Source organism: Bacillus sp. XF8 (assembly GCF_017498755.1).
In the GTDB taxonomy this organism is placed as follows: domain Bacteria; phylum Bacillota; class Bacilli; order Bacillales; family Bacillaceae_G; genus Bacillus_A; species Bacillus_A bingmayongensis.
This window is the reverse complement of sequence record NZ_JAGDQK010000019.1, coordinates 28,757-46,731: the sequence shown is the minus strand read 5'-3', so window position 1 is coordinate 46,731 and position 17,975 is coordinate 28,757. Positions and strand designations below refer to the sequence as shown.

Sequence of the window (17,975 nt, the reverse complement as noted above, 5' to 3'; positions counted from 1 at the left end):
TTACGCTTGTAAAGCGATGAATTTCTTTAGTAGATTCATATTTTGCTCTTGTTCGATGTAAAATTCCGTTGCTTCTGTTATAGAAGTCTTTGCAAACGTGACATAATCACCTGGTTTCAATTGCGCAAGAATAGGTAAATCAACTGATATCACATTACCAATTCGCGGATATCCGCCTGTTGTTTGTCTGTCTGCCATTAAGATAATTGGATGACCACCAGACGGCACTTGGATCGTTCCAAACGTAACTGCACTCGATAAAATCTCAGATTGTTCTGTTCTTTTTAGTTCTTCACCTTCAAACCTATAGCCCATACGATCAGCGTAGTTTGATACTTTATATTCTTTTGTAAAAAACGCCTCTAAACTCTCATTCTTAAATTGATCCCATTCAAAATCTGGAATCACGCGAATGATTGGACTGCGATTATATTTGGGTAAAACATGATTACATATGCCCCAACGTGTTGCTATTCTTTCTTCATCCATCAATTTCTTTATCATACAAGTAGCAAATTTTGACGGTGTACTAATTTGAAAAAAGTCTCCCTTTTTCAGCGCCCGTCCTTCTATTCCACCTATAGCTGCTCTTACATATGTACTTTTACTTCCCATACTACTTGCAACATCAATTCCACCTGCAAATGTTACATATGTTCTACACCCAAACTGCGCCTTCCCGAAGCAAAGCATACTACCTTCTTTCGCTAACACTGGTCGCCATAGTGGAATTGGCTTCCCGTTTAACAAGGGCTCCATATTCGCACCACCAATTGCCAGCAACGTTGTTTTCTTTATAAGCAGTTTCGGTCCCATCATTGTAATTTCTAATCCAGCTTCCTTCTCTTCATTTCCAACTAACATATTTATTATTCTTAATGCTACCTGGTCCATAGCACCGCCAACAGGCACACCATATTGTTGATAGTGATACCTTCCTAAATCTTGAATCGTTGTAAACATCCCAGCATGTAAAACCTCAACATTCATTTTCTAACTCCCTCCATAACCAGGTACTCTTCCTCTGTTATTGGGATAAAACGTAAATACATTCCACTCTGGACATATGTAGGCTTTTCTTCATTTGGTTGAAACAACGCAATTGGTGTTCGGCCAATAATATTCCAGCCACCTGGTGTTTCTAATGGATATATTCCTGTTTGACTGCCACCAATCCCCACTGACCCAGCTGTTATTTGTAAACGTGGTGTTTGTTTTCTAGGCGTTTCTAGTTCTTTTGGCATACCACCCAAATAAGGAAAACCTGGTGTAAACCCTAACATATAAACAAAATAAGTCGCTTCACTATGAAGACGAATCACATCCTCTATACAAAGGCTATGATACGCCGCAACTTCTTCTAAATCAGGCCCATATTCCCCCCCATAACAAACAGGAACTGAAATACAATCATATTGTTTTTGTATTTTATTTTGATTATGACTAAACAATTGCTTCATGTATTCACATACAAAATCATAGGGTACTACCTTTCTTTCATTTTTCTTCCATAACTTATATACGTCATAGTAAACCGTTAAAGAAGTAAAAGAAGGTACACACTCAATCATTCCATGAAACGGATTTTTCTGTAATAGCCCGCGTAAATTTTGTACATTTTCATATATATCCAAATCAATTTTTTCTCCAAACGTAACAACAACTGCTCGATCCCCTAGTGCTGAAAATTTCATCATATACCTTCCTTTTCACCTGTCCAGCCAAGTTCTTTCGAAATTTGATGCGCTGTTTCTTTTACTTTTGTAATAAAGTTTGGAATTGTCGATTCATTATACTCTATTTCTAATCCTGAAATACTAATACCAGCTATTACACGACTATCACTTGCAAAAACAGGTGCTGCAATTGCAGCTGTATGATTCTCAAGTTCCGAATAACTTATCGTATATCCTTCTCTCTTCGCCTTACGTAATCGGCTTTGCAGCTCTTCTTTATCCACTATCGTTCCATCTGCAAATCGCTTTAATTGTACTTTCTCCATATACTGCATTTGATCTTCTTCTGAAAAATATGAAAGTAAAATACGAGGGCATGCTCCTGCATACAAAGGAGCCCGCCTTCCAATCTCTGTATATACTCTTACCGGTTGATCTCCATCCATTTTTTCAATATAAATTGCCTCATTTGCATCTCGAATAATTAAATTGACAGCTTGACCAAGAGAATCCCTGAGCTCTTTCATATATGGCTTTGCAATATTTCGTACTGACAATCGCTTCGACACGAGTTGACCAAATCTTAAAAATACTAATCCCAGCCTATATGTTCCCTTTGTTGTCTTTTGTAAAAAACTCATTTCTTCAAGCGAACCAATCAAACGATATACAGATGTTTTAGGCATTCCCGTATGCTGAACCATTTCTGTCAATGTTAGCTCTTCATGTTCATAAAATAATTCTAAAATATCCATCGTCTTTACTGCCGTTTTATTTAAACTCATCTTAACTCCCCTAAGTTCCAAAATTCGGAACAAGAATTCCGTTTTTCGAAACAAATATATAATTTAAAATTATAAAATATTCTTTCTTTTTAAACAATAGTTTTCTCAAATAATAAAAGCATTGAGATACACATGAAGTAGTGTAGTTCAACTGTTGTGGAGAAAATCTCTAATCATAGCCTAAATAACATTAAAAATCGCAACTTAAATCACACAGTAAATAGCACGTAAAAAAGCTCAGATTTTATGGCTCTGAGCTTATCTTTTTAAAGGCGGCACTAAATGAAAGCCCTCATTAATAAAGTAAATTATTCAAAGGATTTATACCATATAGGAGTATTCAAATTAAAAAACTCATGGTCTCTTAATATGAAGTCAATTCTTTCTAAGGCATCATTAAATGATGTGGGGTCATTTTTTCTAGTCCATACAATGGTAGAAAATACATTCATCGCGGCATACAGTGCGTACAACCGCCAAAATGTTTCGTCAGGTTCGTATCGAAAATAACCTTGTATCTGCCCAATACAAAAAGGGATACTTTGTCTTCTACTAAATAATGAAAGGTTATAGAAATCATGATATGGGTCACCAAAGTCATATCCGTTAAAATCAATTACTCCATTATAATTATCATGAAGTACTATTACATGTCCTAAATGAAAATCATCATGAAGTAATGTTACTGGTCTATTCTTTAATAAAGATATGTTATCCTCAATAAACATGATTATTTTATCGTCCTTTTGAAGTTGGAAGTTATCTCTTTTATACTTATTTAAATAAAAGCTAAATTTCTTTTTTTGAACTTCCTCCCAGTTTATATGTTTTGGAGATTTAACTTGATGAATTTTTCTTAATTCTTTTCCTGCGGCTAGTCCGATTTTATATTGCGTTTCATCAGATATATAAGCAATCACTTCATTTGCAGGGGTTCCTTCAATATAGCTCATTACCATCAAAGATAGTTCTTTATCCCTTAATACGCTATATTCTATCGGTTTGTGGGTTTTTACATGTAATCTATCTAATTCTTTAAGTAATGTAAATTCTAATTCTTTCTTATCATTTTGTTTTGTGTCTGAAACACGCAGAAAATAATTGTTATTCCCTACGTTGACAATGTACTTACTATCTAATGAATACCCCTTTTCAATTTTTTTGATAGATGAATGTCCATTTAGACACGGTAATTCATCAATTATATCGTGAATCAAGTATGACATATTCTCACTCTCTCTACAGGAAATTTCAGAAAAATAGAATAACACCTCATACAATATCTGTCAAAACATTACCTGGTGTTTTGGATAAAGTGAAACTTTAATCAGTAGGGGTTTTCTTCATCCCCCACTGATTATTAGTTGAACCAATCGAGCCTTTACGGGCAGTTGATTCCCCACCTAACTTCTTTGCTTTTGCTGAATTTTGAGGTGGGGGTCTTACTGCCCGTTAATGCGGGATAAAATATAGTAAATGCTAAATCCTTGCTTGACAACAAAAAACGAGTATAAAACCTTTGCGATTTCATACTCGTTTTCATATGCTATTTCTATTGTTTTTCCGTATTATCCAAACTGCCTAAATGAACATTCAATGCTTGTTGCGCATAAATGAAAACCTTCTCTTTAATGTAATGCTCTTACTTGTTGCAACGGCCAAAATACCGCCTCACCTTTTCCAACAATTTGATCTTCAGAAACAAAACCAAACATACGGCTATCTTTGGAAACTTGACGATTATCTCCTAACACAAACACTTGGCCTTCTGGCACTTTTGTTTTCCCCGTTTTTTGTTCTAATGTAAAATCAGGAGTTAATTTCCCTTTAGATACCTCGGCCTTGTAATCGGCTAAATATGGTTCATCAACTGCTTTTCCATTCACGTACAAGACGTCATTTTTATACTCAATCGTATCTCCTGGTAAGCCAATTACTCGCTTCACTAAATCATATCCTTCTTTCCCATGAAAAACAATAATATCAAACCGATCCAAACCTTGTATATTAAAACCAATTTTATTTACAAGAACACGCTCATTATTTTCTAAAGTAGGCATCATAGATTCACCTTGTACTAATGAAGGAGTGAATAAAACACCTCGTACAACAATAGCGATTCCTAGTGTTATTCCGATTGTTTTAATCCATGAAACGATTTCTTTTTTCCTGCTTTCTTTCATCTATTTCCCTCTCCTTCTGTCATAAAAATTACTTTATTAAGTTTACTAACTCTTGTACAGATTTTTGATCAATTTCAGCAAAACAAGATTTACCTTCTCGAACTGCAGTACCAACATGTGCTTCTGAAATTCCTGTTTCATTCAATAGTCGCTTTATATTTTCTTTTGTCACGCCACTTCCAGCAATGAGCTGGATATCGCCTTGACTTACTCTTTGCATTTCATAAAGTACAGGAATATTCTCTTCTATCTTCCCTTGACCACCAGAGGTTAAAATATGGGTTATCTTTTCAAAATTACGTAATGTTTGAACTGCCTCGATTAAATCAGGGGCTTCATCAATTGCACGATGAAACGTTACATTAATCCCATTTACAACAGATAATAAATCTGTTAATTTTTCTTCATCAATTTGATTTCGTTCATTTAACACACCTAAAACAACACCTGCTGCACCAAGTTCTTGCGCAATTTGTATGTCCTCTTTCATCATTTCGATTTCTTCTGCTGTATATATAAATGACTTAGCATGGGGACGAATCATAACATGGATCGGTATACTTACTGCTTTCACCGCTTTTTTTATAAACGCATAACTTGGCGTTAACCCACCTTCTGTATATGCTGAAATTAGCTCAATTCGATTTCCACCAGATTTTTCAATTTGTTTCACATCTTCTAAACAAGTTGCAATGACTTCTAGCATGAAACTACCTCTTTTCGTACTTTTTCCACATTATTATACCGCAGCATAAATAAGAAACCTAGGTTTCTCATATAAAACATAAAAAAAAGAATTGAAAAGAAAGATTTCAAAAATCCCTAACAGATTTATTATTTTTTCAAAACTGTTACGGTTATCACATGAAGTCTGTCAATTCTATAAAACAGTTAATCTTCCTAGAGAATATCGGAGAATTTCCACGCATCACTTAAACCATCAAATATTTTATAGATTTCTCCAAATATTATCGCACGAATAAAACTTATGTTGAGAAAACCAAAAATCCCTTTCATTTATTTCCATAATCCTTATATTTCTGTTATTCTTTTAATATAATTCTAAATTTTGTCACAAATTATACAAGGGGGCTCATTATACGATGAATATGAAAGCTACAACATTGACGTTAGCAACTGTCGCAGTTACTTCTCTTCTCCCATCAATTACTGAAGCGGATATGCAAACAGCTGCTGTACAGCCAAAAAACAACGTAAAAATCGGATATGTAAAACTTGATAACGTCCAACTATATCAAGAAAATACAACAAATGGTGATTCCCTTGGCAGTATTTCATACAATACACCTGTTACCATTCTCGAAACTACACATGACTGGTATAAAGTAAACGCTCAAAACAAAATTGGTTACATACAAAAATCTAATTTGTCGTTGACAAAATTAGATCAACAGCGTAACCGATATATCGTAAATACAAATGCTTTAAACCTTCGTTCAGAACCGAGTATACAATCATCAATCCTTGACGTATTACCAAACGGGACATTTATCTCTGTACAAGAAACGCATAATGACTGGTATCTCATCTCTCACAACGGAAAAATAGGATATGTAAAAAAAGAATTTGTATCACATAACTCACAACCATTCGTTAAAGGAATCACTATACAAAATAATTCTTATTATGTTGCAACTCCTAAACTAAGGGTAAGAAGTGGTGCAGGAACAAATACTGCTGTTATTGGTTCCTTGCAAAATGGGACACAAATACAAGTAGTAGGCACGATAGGTACATGGTATAAAATTCGTTTTGGCTCTGGATATGGATATGTTGCACAGCATTATGTATTACAAAATAAACAGCAAGAAAAATCTTCATCCCCTTCTATCCCTGCTGTTTTTAAATTTCCAACACAAGGACAAGTTAGCTCAAACTTCGAAGTCAGATGGGGGCAAATGCATTATGGTGTCGATTTTACGGCAACTGGAGATAAGCCTATTCGCGCTGCAGCTGCTGGAAAAGTTATCAAATCCTACTATTCTAGTAGCTATGGAAACGTCGTATTCGTCACTCATTACATAAAAGGAAAATTATATACAACTGTTTATGCACATATGAAAAACCGATCTGTACAAGCTGGAGATCGCGTTCAAACTGGACAAGTGTTGGGGCAGATGGGGAATACTGGACATTCAACTGGGCAACATCTTCATTTCGAATTACATAATGGGGAATGGAATTTTGAAAAAACAAATGCCGTTGATCCACTTCCTTACTTAGTAAGGTAACATGTTATGCCACGTAATATTCCATTACTCATTGAATACCTAGCCTTTTTCGGCCTAATCTGTTGTTTCATTATTTATGATACAAATGTAATTTTTTTAAGTATGCTCATTCTATTTGTATGCTGTGAAATATTGCGAGAAATATTTAAAATACGATTAAGAAAACACATTTCTCATCTATATACATCACTCATTATTATTGTATGTCTAATCATTAATTTAAAGTATGATGGTCTATTTATATCGAGTATGTTTCCTGTATTTTTTATAAGCGTTCTCCTTATCGTATCCCAATATATCTACACGCCTGAACATCACAAAAAAGAAGACGAAGAGGCAAAGATCATATAGTCTTTTCTGACATATATGCTCATGCAAAAGTAACATCTAGTTTCTATTGTAGAGTACAATTTAAAAATAACTCTAGAATGAAATGTTATATGTACTAGAAAACCACTTTTGAAATAATGATTCAAAAGTGGTTTTCTCTGCACAAGCATTTCGTTTTTATAACTCCATACGGTTTAAAATATCTTTTAATGCTTTTAATTCTTCAACCGTCAATGTGACACCTTTCCCCATTTTGTCATGCTCAGGCGCCCAATCACGCAGATCATATTTTGGCTCTTTTCCGTTCCAACTCATTAAATTGAGCTCTTTATTCCAGCCTTTAGGTGACTGTGATAACGCTCCAAATGTTTCTTTAATATCAAATTTAATTTCCGCCACTGTTATTCCCCCTTTAAAATATATATTCCCTATTTAGATCTCCTACATTCTCTCATATCTATATCGATAGAGCTAATTTTCCACACATCTACCTCCGATTTATTATGAACTCCACCGATTGTTTGAACTTAGTAGAATACCTTTAGCAATTCATTTTTCACTATAAAAGGCTTCGGTATATACCGAAGCCCTTTTTCATACTTACCTTTTATCAATTTTTGCAGCAATCCTATTCCCAATAAATTGAACAGATTGAACGAGGACAACAAGCATAAGTACTGTAACAACCATAACATCTGTTTGGAAGCGATAATAACCAAAACGAATTGCTAAGTCACCGACACCGCCGCCACCAACAACACCTGCCATAGCTGAGTATGAAATAAAGCTTACCGTTAAAACAGTTAAGCTTAATACAAGACCTGAACGCGCTTCAACAAGTAGTACTTTCCACACGATTTGCAGCGGGGTTGCTCCCATTGCTTCAGCAGCTTCAATTACTCCTTTTGGAACCTCACGCAGTGCTTGCTCTACGAGTCTCGCAAAATAAGGGATTGCTGCTACTGATAAAGGAATCGTTGCAGCAATTGGACCAATTGTAGTTCCTAATAAAGTTCTTGTAAGTGGTACAAGAGCCACTAGCAAAATAATAAATGGAAATGAGCGAATAATATTTACAATGCCATTTAAAATACGATGGACAATATTTTGTTCCAAAATTTGTCCTTTACTTGTAAAATATAAAATTACACCTAAAGGAACACCTAAAATAATTGCTGCTCCAACTGAGAGTCCAACCATTAATAATGTTTGTAAAAGTGATGTCCAAATCTCTGGAAGCAGCGGAATAACATTATTGAACATGTGCCATGCCCCTCTCTTCCTCTATACCTAATAGAAGCTTCGCAATTTCTGATGTTGGTTTTAAGTGTTGATCACGTAAGTGGAATGATTCAACAACTTCTCCTTCTTCCATCACTGCTACTTTATTACAAATTTGTTTAATTACATTCATTTCATGAGTTACAATTACGATTGTAACTCCTAACTCTTTATTTATCTTTTGTAAAAATTGCAAAATAGATAGTGTCGTTTTCGGATCGAGTGCCGATGTCGGTTCATCACAAAGTAATACTTTTGGATCATTTGCTAATGCACGAGCAATCGCAACACGCTGTTTTTGCCCACCGCTTAATTGAGAAGGAAAATGATGTGCTTTATCACTTAAGCCAACAATTTCTAAACATTCTCTCACTCGTTTTTCTTTCTCTTCTTTTGAAACTGATTTCAATTCTAATGGTAAGGCAATATTATCCGATACATTTTTATTATGAAGAAGATGAAAATGCTGAAAAATCATACCGATTGACTGTCTTGCGGTTCGCAAATCTTTCTTGGATAACTTTGTTAAATCTTCCCCATTTACAATCACCGATCCAGAATCTGGTTTTTCCAGTAAATTCATTGTACGTAATAACGTCGACTTTCCGGCACCACTTAAACCAGCAATTCCATATATATCATGTTCTTCAATTTGCAAAGAGACTGATTTTACACCGTGAAATACACCTTCTTTCGTCTGAAAGGTTTTATTTATATCGCGTAACGTTATCATTTCGTTCACTCCTTTTCATTTGATTTAAAGGCATCGTCTGCTAATAATGAGAGTGTTACATCATCCATTGGTGGATTGTGTAAACCAGCACGAACATTTAAATAATAGCGATGTAATGGATTTTTCTCAGATAAGCTTTTTGCCCCAACAATTCGCATCGCTTTATCAACAACCGATATCGCCGCATTCGTCGCAATATATTTCGCCGCTGCTAATTCCGCTTGTAAGGTTTGTTTATCTTCTACGGCATCATATTTTTTAGCAACTTGGTATAAAAAAGTACGAGCCTGCAAGAGTTCTAGCTCTAATTCTCCAACTAATCTTCGAACATTAGGGAGTAAGCTAATAGGATGATTGAGACTATTCGGTTGATATGATTTTGCGAAATCAATGGCATAATTTCTTGCAGCCTGTGCAATCCCTAAATAGCATGCTGGTATATGAAGTAACCATCCAATTCCTTTTGGTTTCGACTTTGAACCTTTTATATCTGTAAAGAATTTATTCGGGATTTCAACATTCTGTAATACAAGATCATGGCTAGCAGTTCCACGCATCGCAACACTATCCCATGTCTCCTCAATAATCACACCCTTTTCATGTCTTGGAATAATAAATTCACCGATCTCATCTCGCCCTTCGATGCTCGCAGATATGATGAAATAATCGAGCACTGGTGCCATCGTTGTAAAAGTCTTTCTTCCGTTTACAATCCATTTATTACCTTTTTGTACAGCTAACGTTTCTGGTTTTCCGCCCCGCGTTGGACTCCCTGTTTTTGGTTCTGTTGCCGCTCGGTTAAAGAGAGCACCTTTTTTTACTTCTTCGCAAAACCAAGAAAACATATCAGGTTTCCACGACCGATTTTCAGCAAGCTCTTTCACAATTCCAAGATGCCAACCAATTGATAGAGCCGTTGCTCCATCACCCTCTGCAATTTTCTCTTGAAATAAAACAAAATCATATAATGAAATAGCTTTTCCCCCAAAGTCTTTCGGGAGGGTTAACTTTGTATAACCAATATTCTGTAAATCTTTAATATTTTCAAAAGGAAAAGATCCCAGTTCACTCAGTTGATGTTCTCTTTCCGCAAACTTAGGAGTTAATCCTTTTATTTTCTCTAATATGAGAAGCTGTTCTTCTGTTTCTACAAACGTGAGCGTCATATGAAAATCTCCTTTACTTTAAGTAGTCTGGTAAAACAAAACCTTCAAATTGTTCTTCAGATTGAATCATCTTTTTAAATTCTGGTGAATGATATGCCTCAATTAAATCTTTAGCAAATGTTTTTTCCTTATCTTCATCACGAACAGTAACAATAATTCTATGTTGTGATGGCGTTTTTTCTAATTCCAGTGCTTCTTTTAACTTATGTCCAGATGAAATGACAAGGTTTCCGTTAATAATACCGTAATCTAAATCTTTCATTGCCCTTGGGATTTGTGGTGATTCAAGCGGTACCAATTTAAAATCTTTCTTTTTAAACGTTATATCTTTTTCGGAAATTGTTAAAATATTTACATTTTCTTTTAATTTCACCCAGCCAATGCCTTCTAAAATACGTAATGCACGTTCTAAATTAACCGGATCATTTGGTACCCCGATTTTCATTCCATCTTTCAAATCATCTAATGATTTATGTTTTTCAGAGTATACACCTTGAGGTGCTGATGGAACTTGAATAATGCTTGAAATTTTCGCATTATTTTCTTTTGCGTAAGATTCCATAAAAGCAGTACTTTGAAATATATTTGCATCAATATCCTTATTCGTTAGTGCGGGATTTGTTTCGTTTGGTGAATTAAACTCTACAATTTTAATTTTATACCCCTTTTTCTCTAAATACGGTTGTACGGATTTTTTCACTTGATCACTATACGGACCAGGCGTAAAACCTAAACGAATTTCTTTTTGATCGCCCGCTGATGACTGCGTACAACCAGTAATAACAAATAAACTACATACAATACTTACAAGTGTAAAAAATAAACGCTTCATCTTCTCTCCTCCTACTAAAAAACAACCTTACATATAAGAAGGTTGTCATCTCTTTTCCTTCTTATCTACTCGGAATTAGCACCTTTTCATTCTCTTTCAGGTTGCTGAAGTTTCATTGGGCCGTTCCCTCCACTTCTCTCGATAAGATTATATTTGATTATGCCCTCTATTGTGTCACTATTCCGATGAAAATACAAGGTTTTAATCGAAAAAAATTCTATAATTTGTTAAGTTATAGAAAATTCAAACCGTACTTACATAAAAAAGGATAGACTTAGCAGAATTACTCTGCCTTTATCTATCCTTTTCTTGCTTTTTAATCACCTTTTAAAATACGTAAAGGTAACGATGCAACATACCCAATATAAGAACATAATTCTTTAAAAAAGAACGGAATTTCTGTATCTAATGTTTTATATGCTGATGTTGGAGTTGGTGATGCATACGCATCCATCCCAATATGCTTCGCTATTCTCATCGCTCGCTTCATATGAAGAGGATCACTTACAATCGTGTATGTATGTAAGCCATTGTCAATTCCGACCTGCTTAGCATTCTTTAAATTATCTTCTGTAAAACGTGACTGTGTTTCAATTAATATGTCTTCATCCTTTACGTTATGCTTTAATGCATACGCTTTCGCAGTACGTGCTTCTTCCTGCTCCGCTTCAAATTTGGTACCACCTGTAAAAATAATTTTTTTAATACTTCCATTCTTGTACAAGGAAATCGCATGATTGATTCTTTCGCGAAATACAGGAGACGGTTTTCCGTTCCAAGAAGCCGCTCCTAGTACAACAGCAGCATCTGTAGGTACCTCATCTGTTTTAAAGCGATAACTCCAAATATCGTAAGCTACATAACTTACAAATAGAATCATAGAACTAATCATAAGCAAGAACACTTGCAAGATTCTTCTTTTTTTATTTTTCTTATTTTGTTTCATTTGTACTAGCCTCCGTGCATCATCCATACTTCTATTAATTTAAAATGATCCTTTTTTGAATCATTACATTTGAGTTTATTTGAAAGAAGGCACTTTTCTCAACAATCGATTCGTGCTATAAAGGGTTTTCATTCAAATAGAGGATTTTTAATTTACTATTATGTGTGGTTCATACTTTATGAATTTGATTTATGTACAAATTTCTCATATAACTCCATTGTAACGAATTTCTTCACAGAAGGGAATGATGAAACAAAAGTATATAAAAGAAGTAATCATTTTGTAAGAAAAAGAGGTATATTTTCCCCTCTTAGGGACGTATACCTCTTCCACTTCACTTTACAATCCAATATTTCATATGTTGTTCCTCAAGTACACATGTAAAGCCTGCTTTTTCTAACACTCTACTTGAAGCAACGTTACTGGTGAAACAATCTGCTTGAATCGTTTGTACTTCCTCATTCTGCTGCAACCATTCTACAAAGGCTCTCACCATTTCAGTCGCATAACCATTTCCTTGATAACTTGATACTATACTATATCCAACTTCAACTGTTCCGATTGAATCGGGTGCACCTTTACACCCCATATCACCAATGATGATATTATCTTCCTTATGAATAATTAGCCCACTCCACTTACTTTGTTCTGGATTTTTTCGTAAACCTTCAGCAATCCAAGGTAAAATATCTTTATAATCAGGCATTGGCCATTCTAAAGATATTTTATACGGTATGATTTCTTGAAGCTCTTCCCTTCCTTTTATCGTTGCCTCTACAAGTTCTAATGTAAAAGGAATCATCTTTAGTCTCTTTGTTTCAATGCTTGCCATATAAACCTCCTATTTATACAAATGCATTTTTTGCAGTAGCTGTTCTTTTACGACTGGCCACTCGCTTGCAATGATGCTATATACTACTGCATCCCTTACATAGCCACTCGGTAACCTTCTTTCATTTCGTAATACCCCTTCTTTTACTGCGCCTAGCCTTTCAATTGCTCGCTGTGCTTTTTCATTTCGTAGATCTGTCTTTATTTGTACACGAAGCATCTGTAATTCTTCAAACGCATATTGTAATAACATGTACTTACATTCCGTATTAATACTTGTTCGTTGTACACTCGGATGATACCATGTTTGACCGAGTTCAACCGTTTTGTTGTCATTTGAAATACTATACAAACGTGTACTGCCTACAATTTCATTCGTCTTTTGATCTATCACAACAAACGGTAAATCCGTCCCCTTTTTATATCTTTTCACTGCAGTTTCAACATATTGCTTCATATCTTGATAGTTATCCATTTTAGATATTAAATACGTCCATATTTCTTTATTTCCTTCTATAATTGAAAATAATTTATCTGTGTCATTTGTATCCATTAATCGTAACACTGCTCGTTCATTTATTATTCTCATGAACAAATCCCCTTTTCTATGTGTCTAGCTATATAATATCTAGAAACGAAAGTATTTTCAAAATATAAAGACTTCGTTTCCTTTCTATAAAAAACAAATCCTGAAATTGGGACTTGAATATTTCCTAATTCGAAGCCGGGATTACTCGGTGTTTTTTTGTCTACGAGAAAAGCAGTGATTCTCTCTTTCTTTTCACCCAGCAATTCCTTGGCTATCACAATGGCAAAATCAGCATAAGGAGCTGCACTGATAAAACGCTTCTGTCCATTTAATATATAATCATCTCCTTCTCTAACAGCTGTCGTCTCGATTGCAAATGCATCTGAGCCCGCATTGGATTCCGTGAGAGCAAAACAACAACTAGATTCTCCAGTAACAATTGGAAGAAGATACTTTTCTCTCTGTTCTTGTGTAAAACTGTCCAGCATTTGCCCAATTCTTAGTGGCCCCCCTATTTCTCCGATAACCTGTCCCCATAATACCGCTCCCGAACGAGCCAGTTCTTCTTTCAACAAGCACAGTCCTTTTAAGCTAAGGTTTTTTCCTCCAAGCTCCTTAGGTAGGTTAATCCCGTAAAACCCTAATTCTCTTGATCGTTTTCTAACCCATTTAATCGCTTCCATCGGAATATCCTTTTCGGCATTCAATTTCTGTTCTGCTTCATAAGGAAGTAATTCATTTTGAATAAAACTACACAATTTGGTATGAAGTACCTTTAAATTCTCTCCATTTGCTGTTATCATATATTTCCCTTCTTTCTACTTGTTTGATTTCGTATAGTCTAATAAATAATTAAATGAATACCAGAATTATAATCTGTTAGCATTCCTTGTATTATGATTTAAATTCCTTGAATCCATTTTTTCTGAATCTTTAGTTAATTATAGTTATAAACTTTATTTAAGTAAATTAACAATTAGTTATAATAACTTAAATAAAATTGATATAAAATTTTAAAAATAACAAATAATATTCAACCTTGTTTCAAAAATATGATGAATAATCATTGAATAAAAAAAATATTAGTACGAATATCACTAAGATACCGCACTAATATTTATAAGTAGATGCATAGAGTTCAAGACACTTGATAAACTCTTTGGCAGCTTTCGACAAGCAATGTTTCCTCGATTGTACCCATCCCATGTCTAGGGAATTGTGTTCCATATTGATTAATGGAATAGGAACAAGTTCACCACTCAGATAATATGGATCGGTATTAATTCCAACGTCATAAGAAAAAGCAATAGCTAAACCTTCAGCCACTGTTTTTTTCATAATTTCTGTATTGTTTGTAGAAAATAAAATATTCATTTTACCAAAGCGATTAAAAAAATATCGGATAAATGTATGCATGTTCGGTCCGTTATAGACTACAAGATTCTGCTCAAGCAAATCCTGTGGAGTTACATTTTTTCGATTTACCAATGGGGAATGCCTACTGACAGTGACGATTAGTTTTCCTTTCAATAGAATTTGAAAATCTAATTCTTCTTCTTTCGGTTTCTTTTTCGGGATATGCATTAGTCCAATGTCAACTTTACTCTTTATAACATCGTCGATAACATAATGTCCTCCCTTTTCCTCGATAATAACGTTTACATTCGGATACTTTTTCTTGAATAAGGCTAAAGCTTTAGGCAAAATGGTGAGAAACAAACCTTGAGTTGATGATAATCTCAATTCCTTCTCCATAGTATCTGCATAAGTCTGAGCCTTATCTCTTATTTCTTGAAGTTTGCTCACGACCTCATAAGCTTTTTGGATGATTTCCTTCCCCTCTTTTGTCGGTATTGTACCTGTTCGCGATCGCTTGAATATTTTTATACCGAGTTCTTTCTCCAGGTTTGTAATAGCCAGCCATACTGATTCCAGTCTGAGAGATGTGGAGGATTTCCGATGAACTAGAAATGGAGCGTGTCTCAGCAACCTTGATAATATATTGTAATTGTTCAATATTCATTGCAACCCATCCTTTTTAAATTCCTTTTCCGAATCATGCATCTAAACAAGTTCCTTTTCAATTATGTTTTTTCTAATTCCTTATAAAGCAGCTGAGTGAAATTACCTTTTTACCCAAATAGACTTTCGGAAGACTACTTTTACAAGATTAATCAGATTACTGATTTCATTGCGCCTTTCTAAAGTATTTTAATACAATTTTCTTCCTCTTTTTTACCCCCTAGACTTTTTTAAAAATAAAAAAGAAACAATTAATCTACCTTTAATAAGGAATATAATTTTTCTCCTCGTAACTTATAAAACTCTAGATGCTCTTCAAGTAACCTTTCACAATTTTCTTCTAAACTCTCAAGTGTCTTCTTAACAAAATTCCAATTCAAGCAACCAGACAACCATAATAGTGAGGATAGTCTTTCGTTATCAGTCGAATCTAGAAAATCCCCTGAATCATATCCCTTCAAAAATGCTTGAGCAACTTTAGGACAAACTTCATGTGAAGATATCCCTTTCGTTCGAGAATACCACTTTATGAGCCACGCCAACCCTTCTATACGATCTCCATAACCAATCGATTCAAAATCTACAATTCCTTTTATTTTCTGGTTCGAATCCCAAATAATATTAAGAGGGTTTAAATCTGATTGCATAATGAAGTTCAAGTCTTTTGAATACGCTTTCTCAATATGGTATTCCGCCACTTCTAGATAATTTTGTAATACGCTTGTGCTCTCACTCAAAACAATACGTGCAGGTACTTCGTTACGAAGTAGTTTTATGAATTCCTTATATCCATGTAAATGTGATTTCTTTGAAAAAGTAGAACTTTGAAATCTGCTGGAAATATCATGAAACCTTCTTGCCTCTCTGCCAAATTCCTCTGCAATATTTTCATCACAATATGTAATATGAATACCTTCAATCCATTCTGATAATACAAATCGATACACTTCATCATTCCATGTAAAAAAAACAAATGGATGATTAGTAGATGATTGCATAATCCTCATAAAAGGAATATCATGCTCCCTTAAATAACGCGAAAATCTTATTTGCTCTTCTAATTGCTTATTTGTTATATGCCCAAAAGCAGGATTTTCTGTTCGATTGACACCTAAAAATCTTGCAGAATATCTCTTTCCATTAATCATTATTTTATAATGTAAATCTTTATTCCAACTTCCTTTGTTTAATTCTTCTTCTATTTGTAATGCGTGAATATCTGTAAAATAATAACTTATAGCTTTTCTTACCAATAGTTGCATTAATCTTCTCCTTTTTAAAAATTCAGACATTACATACTATACTTCGTTGTATATCTGTAAAGCTCACATTAGTTTAATTGTAATGAATTCTGATATGAATATTCAACTCTAAAATTGGAGGAAAATAACAAAACTATTTCTTTCAAAAAGCAGAAATGTATCATTTCAAACTTTGAATCAAACTCCCATGATACTCTCTTCCTTTTCAATAGGTAATACACTTATAAAAAACATACAACAATGCATGTAGGTAACTTAATATGTACTTATTAAATTACTCACATGCATAAGGAAATATTACCACCCTTTAATTCTTACTCCCTTTATTTTGTCCATGTATACGATTAAGAAGTTGAATATATTCATCTTCTTGTCCAATATCATATCGGTTTCCTTCGATGATTTTCCCATATACGTTTTTCATTGTAAGTAAAGAATGGATCGCATCAGTTAGTTGATATTCGCCCCCGACCCCAGGCTGAATGTTTTTTAACAAAGGAAAAATATCTGGTGTAAAAACATATCGACCAATCACTGCAAAATTAGATGGGGGATTTACTTTCGGTTTTTCAACAATATTTGTAATTTGAATATAATCCTTTTTTACAATATCTCCTTTTACAATCCCATATTTTTTTAAATGTTCATCCGGTACTGTATGAATACCTAGTACACTGCTTTTTGTCTCTTCGTATGTCCTAATTAATTGATTTAAAGCTGTTTCTTTATCCGAAATTACGATATCATCTGGTAAAAGCACAGCAAAAGGATCATTACCTATAAATGTTTCCGCTAGTTTTATCGCTTCCCCCAAACCTCTTGCATATGGCTGCCTCGTATAATGAATTTGAATACTAGGGATAGAAAGGTCTTTTAACAAATGTGATTTGTCCCCTCTTTCTAAAAACGCTTCCAATTCTAATGAATAATCAAAATAATCAACTATTAAATTTTTTGTTCTTGAAAGAACAATTAATATTTGTTCAATTCCAGATTTTACAGCTTCTTCTACAATATAATGAATTGCAGGCTTATTCCCTATTGGAAACATCTCTTTTGGAACTACTTTTGTAATAGGAAGACTACGCGTACCATAACCGGCAGCTGGAATTATTGCTTTTTTTATCACGATCCTCGCCCCTTCATC

At 34.3% G+C, this 17,975-nt stretch carries 21 protein-coding genes and 1 riboswitch; of the genes, 2 read left to right on the top strand and 19 right to left on the bottom strand.

Going from position 1 to position 17,975, the window contains the following annotated elements; genetic code table 11:
* From J4P91_RS12430 to J4P91_RS12405, 6 genes are all read right to left on the bottom strand, one after another.
* Entirely contained in the window at nt 1-990 is a 990-nt protein-coding gene (locus tag J4P91_RS12430; RefSeq protein ID WP_207994366.1) for a 5-oxoprolinase subunit C family protein, read from the bottom strand.
* Nucleotides 987-1,694: a 5-oxoprolinase subunit PxpB gene (gene pxpB / locus J4P91_RS12425; RefSeq protein WP_207994365.1), complete on the bottom strand. Its 708-nt coding sequence runs from the start codon at nt 1,692-1,694 to the stop codon at nt 987-989. The genes J4P91_RS12430 and pxpB overlap by 4 nt, the downstream gene beginning before the upstream one ends.
* Nucleotides 1,694-2,461, bottom strand: a complete 768-nt coding sequence (locus J4P91_RS12420) for an IclR family transcriptional regulator (protein ID WP_207994364.1) — start codon at nt 2,459-2,461, stop codon at nt 1,694-1,696. The genes pxpB and J4P91_RS12420 overlap by 1 nt, the downstream gene beginning before the upstream one ends.
* A gap of 308 nt (nt 2,462-2,769) precedes the next feature.
* Complete coding sequence (locus J4P91_RS12415; protein WP_207994363.1) at nt 2,770-3,687, bottom strand: aminoglycoside phosphotransferase family protein; 918 nt, start codon at nt 3,685-3,687, stop codon at nt 2,770-2,772.
* Between the two features lie 402 nt (nt 3,688-4,089).
* Entirely contained in the window at nt 4,090-4,644 is a 555-nt protein-coding gene (gene lepB, locus J4P91_RS12410; protein WP_207994362.1) for a signal peptidase I, read from the bottom strand.
* A 28-nt stretch (nt 4,645-4,672) separates the two neighbouring features.
* Complete coding sequence (locus tag J4P91_RS12405; RefSeq protein ID WP_207994361.1) at nt 4,673-5,350, bottom strand: copper homeostasis protein CutC; 678 nt, start codon at nt 5,348-5,350, stop codon at nt 4,673-4,675.
* Between the two features lie 397 nt (nt 5,351-5,747).
* Here J4P91_RS12405 and J4P91_RS12400 point away from each other — a divergent pair, with 397 nt between their 5' ends.
* Together J4P91_RS12400 and J4P91_RS28865 are read left to right on the top strand one after the other, a co-directional pair.
* Nucleotides 5,748-6,896, top strand: coding sequence for an SH3 domain-containing protein (locus tag J4P91_RS12400; RefSeq protein WP_207994360.1), 1,149 nt, complete (start codon nt 5,748-5,750; stop codon nt 6,894-6,896).
* Between the two features lie 6 nt (nt 6,897-6,902).
* Nucleotides 6,903-7,247 (top strand): hypothetical protein, encoded by a 345-nt coding sequence (locus J4P91_RS28865; RefSeq protein WP_243763829.1) that lies wholly within the window; start codon nt 6,903-6,905, stop codon nt 7,245-7,247.
* A gap of 156 nt (nt 7,248-7,403) precedes the next feature.
* Here the strand turns inward: J4P91_RS28865 and J4P91_RS12395 are convergent, their stop codons facing one another.
* The 13 genes from J4P91_RS12395 to J4P91_RS12335 all read right to left on the bottom strand — a co-directional run bounded on the left by J4P91_RS12395 (nt 7,404) and on the right by J4P91_RS12335 (nt 17,957).
* On the bottom strand, nt 7,404-7,625 hold the full coding sequence (locus tag J4P91_RS12395; protein ID WP_207994359.1) for a YdbC family protein: 222 nt from the start codon (nt 7,623-7,625) through the stop codon (nt 7,404-7,406).
* 201 nt (nt 7,626-7,826) lie between these two features.
* Nucleotides 7,827-8,489 carry a methionine ABC transporter permease gene (locus tag J4P91_RS12390; protein ID WP_017151831.1) on the bottom strand — a complete coding sequence of 221 codons (663 nt, stop codon included), beginning with the start codon at nt 8,487-8,489 and terminating at the stop codon, nt 7,827-7,829.
* Nucleotides 8,479-9,240 carry a methionine ABC transporter ATP-binding protein gene (locus J4P91_RS12385; RefSeq protein WP_207994358.1) on the bottom strand — a complete coding sequence of 254 codons (762 nt, stop codon included), beginning with the start codon at nt 9,238-9,240 and terminating at the stop codon, nt 8,479-8,481. Before J4P91_RS12385 ends, J4P91_RS12390 begins: the two co-directional genes overlap by 11 nt.
* A gap of 5 nt (nt 9,241-9,245) precedes the next feature.
* The gene (locus tag J4P91_RS12380) at nt 9,246-10,406 is read right to left on the bottom strand and encodes an acyl-CoA dehydrogenase family protein (protein ID WP_207994357.1); all 1,161 of its coding nucleotides are present in this window, start codon (nt 10,404-10,406) and stop codon (nt 9,246-9,248) included.
* Nucleotides 10,407-10,419: 13 nt separating this feature from the next.
* Nucleotides 10,420-11,238, bottom strand: a complete 819-nt coding sequence (locus J4P91_RS12375; protein ID WP_207994356.1) for a MetQ/NlpA family ABC transporter substrate-binding protein — start codon at nt 11,236-11,238, stop codon at nt 10,420-10,422.
* Nucleotides 11,239-11,296: 58 nt separating this feature from the next.
* A riboswitch (SAM riboswitch) is annotated at nt 11,297-11,386 on the bottom strand.
* Nucleotides 11,387-11,554: 168 nt separating this feature from the next.
* Nucleotides 11,555-12,184, bottom strand: coding sequence for a YdcF family protein (locus J4P91_RS12370; RefSeq protein WP_207994355.1), 630 nt, complete (start codon nt 12,182-12,184; stop codon nt 11,555-11,557).
* A gap of 334 nt (nt 12,185-12,518) precedes the next feature.
* Nucleotides 12,519-13,016, bottom strand: a complete 498-nt coding sequence (locus J4P91_RS12365; RefSeq protein ID WP_207994354.1) for a GNAT family N-acetyltransferase — start codon at nt 13,014-13,016, stop codon at nt 12,519-12,521.
* A gap of 9 nt (nt 13,017-13,025) precedes the next feature.
* Entirely contained in the window at nt 13,026-13,604 is a 579-nt protein-coding gene (locus J4P91_RS12360; protein ID WP_207994353.1) for a GNAT family N-acetyltransferase, read from the bottom strand.
* Nucleotides 13,601-14,347 (bottom strand): acyl-CoA dehydrogenase family protein, encoded by a 747-nt coding sequence (locus J4P91_RS12355; protein WP_207994352.1) that lies wholly within the window; start codon nt 14,345-14,347, stop codon nt 13,601-13,603. The genes J4P91_RS12360 and J4P91_RS12355 overlap by 4 nt, the downstream gene beginning before the upstream one ends.
* Nucleotides 14,348-14,654: 307 nt before the next feature.
* A complete protein-coding gene (locus tag J4P91_RS12350; protein WP_207994351.1) occupies nt 14,655-15,350 on the bottom strand; it encodes a LysR family transcriptional regulator substrate-binding protein in 696 nt (231 codons plus the stop codon).
* Nucleotides 15,351-15,354: 4 nt separating this feature from the next.
* Complete coding sequence (locus tag J4P91_RS12345; protein ID WP_207994350.1) at nt 15,355-15,567, bottom strand: LysR family transcriptional regulator; 213 nt, start codon at nt 15,565-15,567, stop codon at nt 15,355-15,357.
* Nucleotides 15,568-15,817: 250 nt separating this feature from the next.
* On the bottom strand, nt 15,818-16,828 hold the full coding sequence (locus J4P91_RS12340) for a phosphotransferase enzyme family protein (RefSeq protein WP_017151815.1): 1,011 nt from the start codon (nt 16,826-16,828) through the stop codon (nt 15,818-15,820).
* Nucleotides 16,829-17,135: 307 nt separating this feature from the next.
* Nucleotides 17,136-17,957 carry a UTP--glucose-1-phosphate uridylyltransferase gene (locus J4P91_RS12335; protein ID WP_207994349.1) on the bottom strand — a complete coding sequence of 274 codons (822 nt, stop codon included), beginning with the start codon at nt 17,955-17,957 and terminating at the stop codon, nt 17,136-17,138.
* Between the last annotated feature and the right edge of the window lie 18 nt (nt 17,958-17,975).

What these genes read in the sequence shown, in the direction of transcription:
- J4P91_RS12365 (WP_207994354.1), bottom strand. Translation starts at nt 13,016, where the DNA reads ATGGCAAGCATTGAAACAAAGAGACTAAAGATGATTCCTTTTACATTA.
- J4P91_RS28865 (WP_243763829.1), top strand. Translation starts at nt 6,903, where the DNA reads ATGCCACGTAATATTCCATTACTCATTGAATACCTAGCCTTTTTCGGC.
- J4P91_RS12355 (WP_207994352.1), bottom strand. Translation starts at nt 14,347, where the DNA reads ATGATAACAGCAAATGGAGAGAATTTAAAGGTACTTCATACCAAATTG.
- J4P91_RS12375 (WP_207994356.1), bottom strand. Translation starts at nt 11,238, where the DNA reads ATGAAGCGTTTATTTTTTACACTTGTAAGTATTGTATGTAGTTTATTT.
- J4P91_RS12360 (WP_207994353.1), bottom strand. Translation starts at nt 13,604, where the DNA reads ATGAGAATAATAAATGAACGAGCAGTGTTACGATTAATGGATACAAAT.
- J4P91_RS12420 (WP_207994364.1), bottom strand. Translation starts at nt 2,461, where the DNA reads ATGAGTTTAAATAAAACGGCAGTAAAGACGATGGATATTTTAGAATTA.
- J4P91_RS12340 (WP_017151815.1), bottom strand. Translation starts at nt 16,828, where the DNA reads ATGCAACTATTGGTAAGAAAAGCTATAAGTTATTATTTTACAGATATT.
- lepB (WP_207994362.1), bottom strand. Translation starts at nt 4,644, where the DNA reads ATGAAAGAAAGCAGGAAAAAAGAAATCGTTTCATGGATTAAAACAATC.
- J4P91_RS12345 (WP_207994350.1), bottom strand. Translation starts at nt 15,567, where the DNA reads ATGAATATTGAACAATTACAATATATTATCAAGGTTGCTGAGACACGC.
- pxpB (WP_207994365.1), bottom strand. Translation starts at nt 1,694, where the DNA reads ATGAAATTTTCAGCACTAGGGGATCGAGCAGTTGTTGTTACGTTTGGA.
- J4P91_RS12380 (WP_207994357.1), bottom strand. Translation starts at nt 10,406, where the DNA reads ATGACGCTCACGTTTGTAGAAACAGAAGAACAGCTTCTCATATTAGAG.
- J4P91_RS12385 (WP_207994358.1), bottom strand. Translation starts at nt 9,240, where the DNA reads ATGATAACGTTACGCGATATAAATAAAACCTTTCAGACGAAAGAAGGT.
- J4P91_RS12415 (WP_207994363.1), bottom strand. Translation starts at nt 3,687, where the DNA reads ATGTCATACTTGATTCACGATATAATTGATGAATTACCGTGTCTAAAT.
- J4P91_RS12370 (WP_207994355.1), bottom strand. Translation starts at nt 12,184, where the DNA reads ATGAAACAAAATAAGAAAAATAAAAAAAGAAGAATCTTGCAAGTGTTC.
- J4P91_RS12430 (WP_207994366.1), bottom strand. Translation starts at nt 990, where the DNA reads ATGAATGTTGAGGTTTTACATGCTGGGATGTTTACAACGATTCAAGAT.
- J4P91_RS12400 (WP_207994360.1), top strand. Translation starts at nt 5,748, where the DNA reads ATGAATATGAAAGCTACAACATTGACGTTAGCAACTGTCGCAGTTACT.
- J4P91_RS12405 (WP_207994361.1), bottom strand. Translation starts at nt 5,350, where the DNA reads ATGCTAGAAGTCATTGCAACTTGTTTAGAAGATGTGAAACAAATTGAA.
- J4P91_RS12390 (WP_017151831.1), bottom strand. Translation starts at nt 8,489, where the DNA reads ATGTTCAATAATGTTATTCCGCTGCTTCCAGAGATTTGGACATCACTT.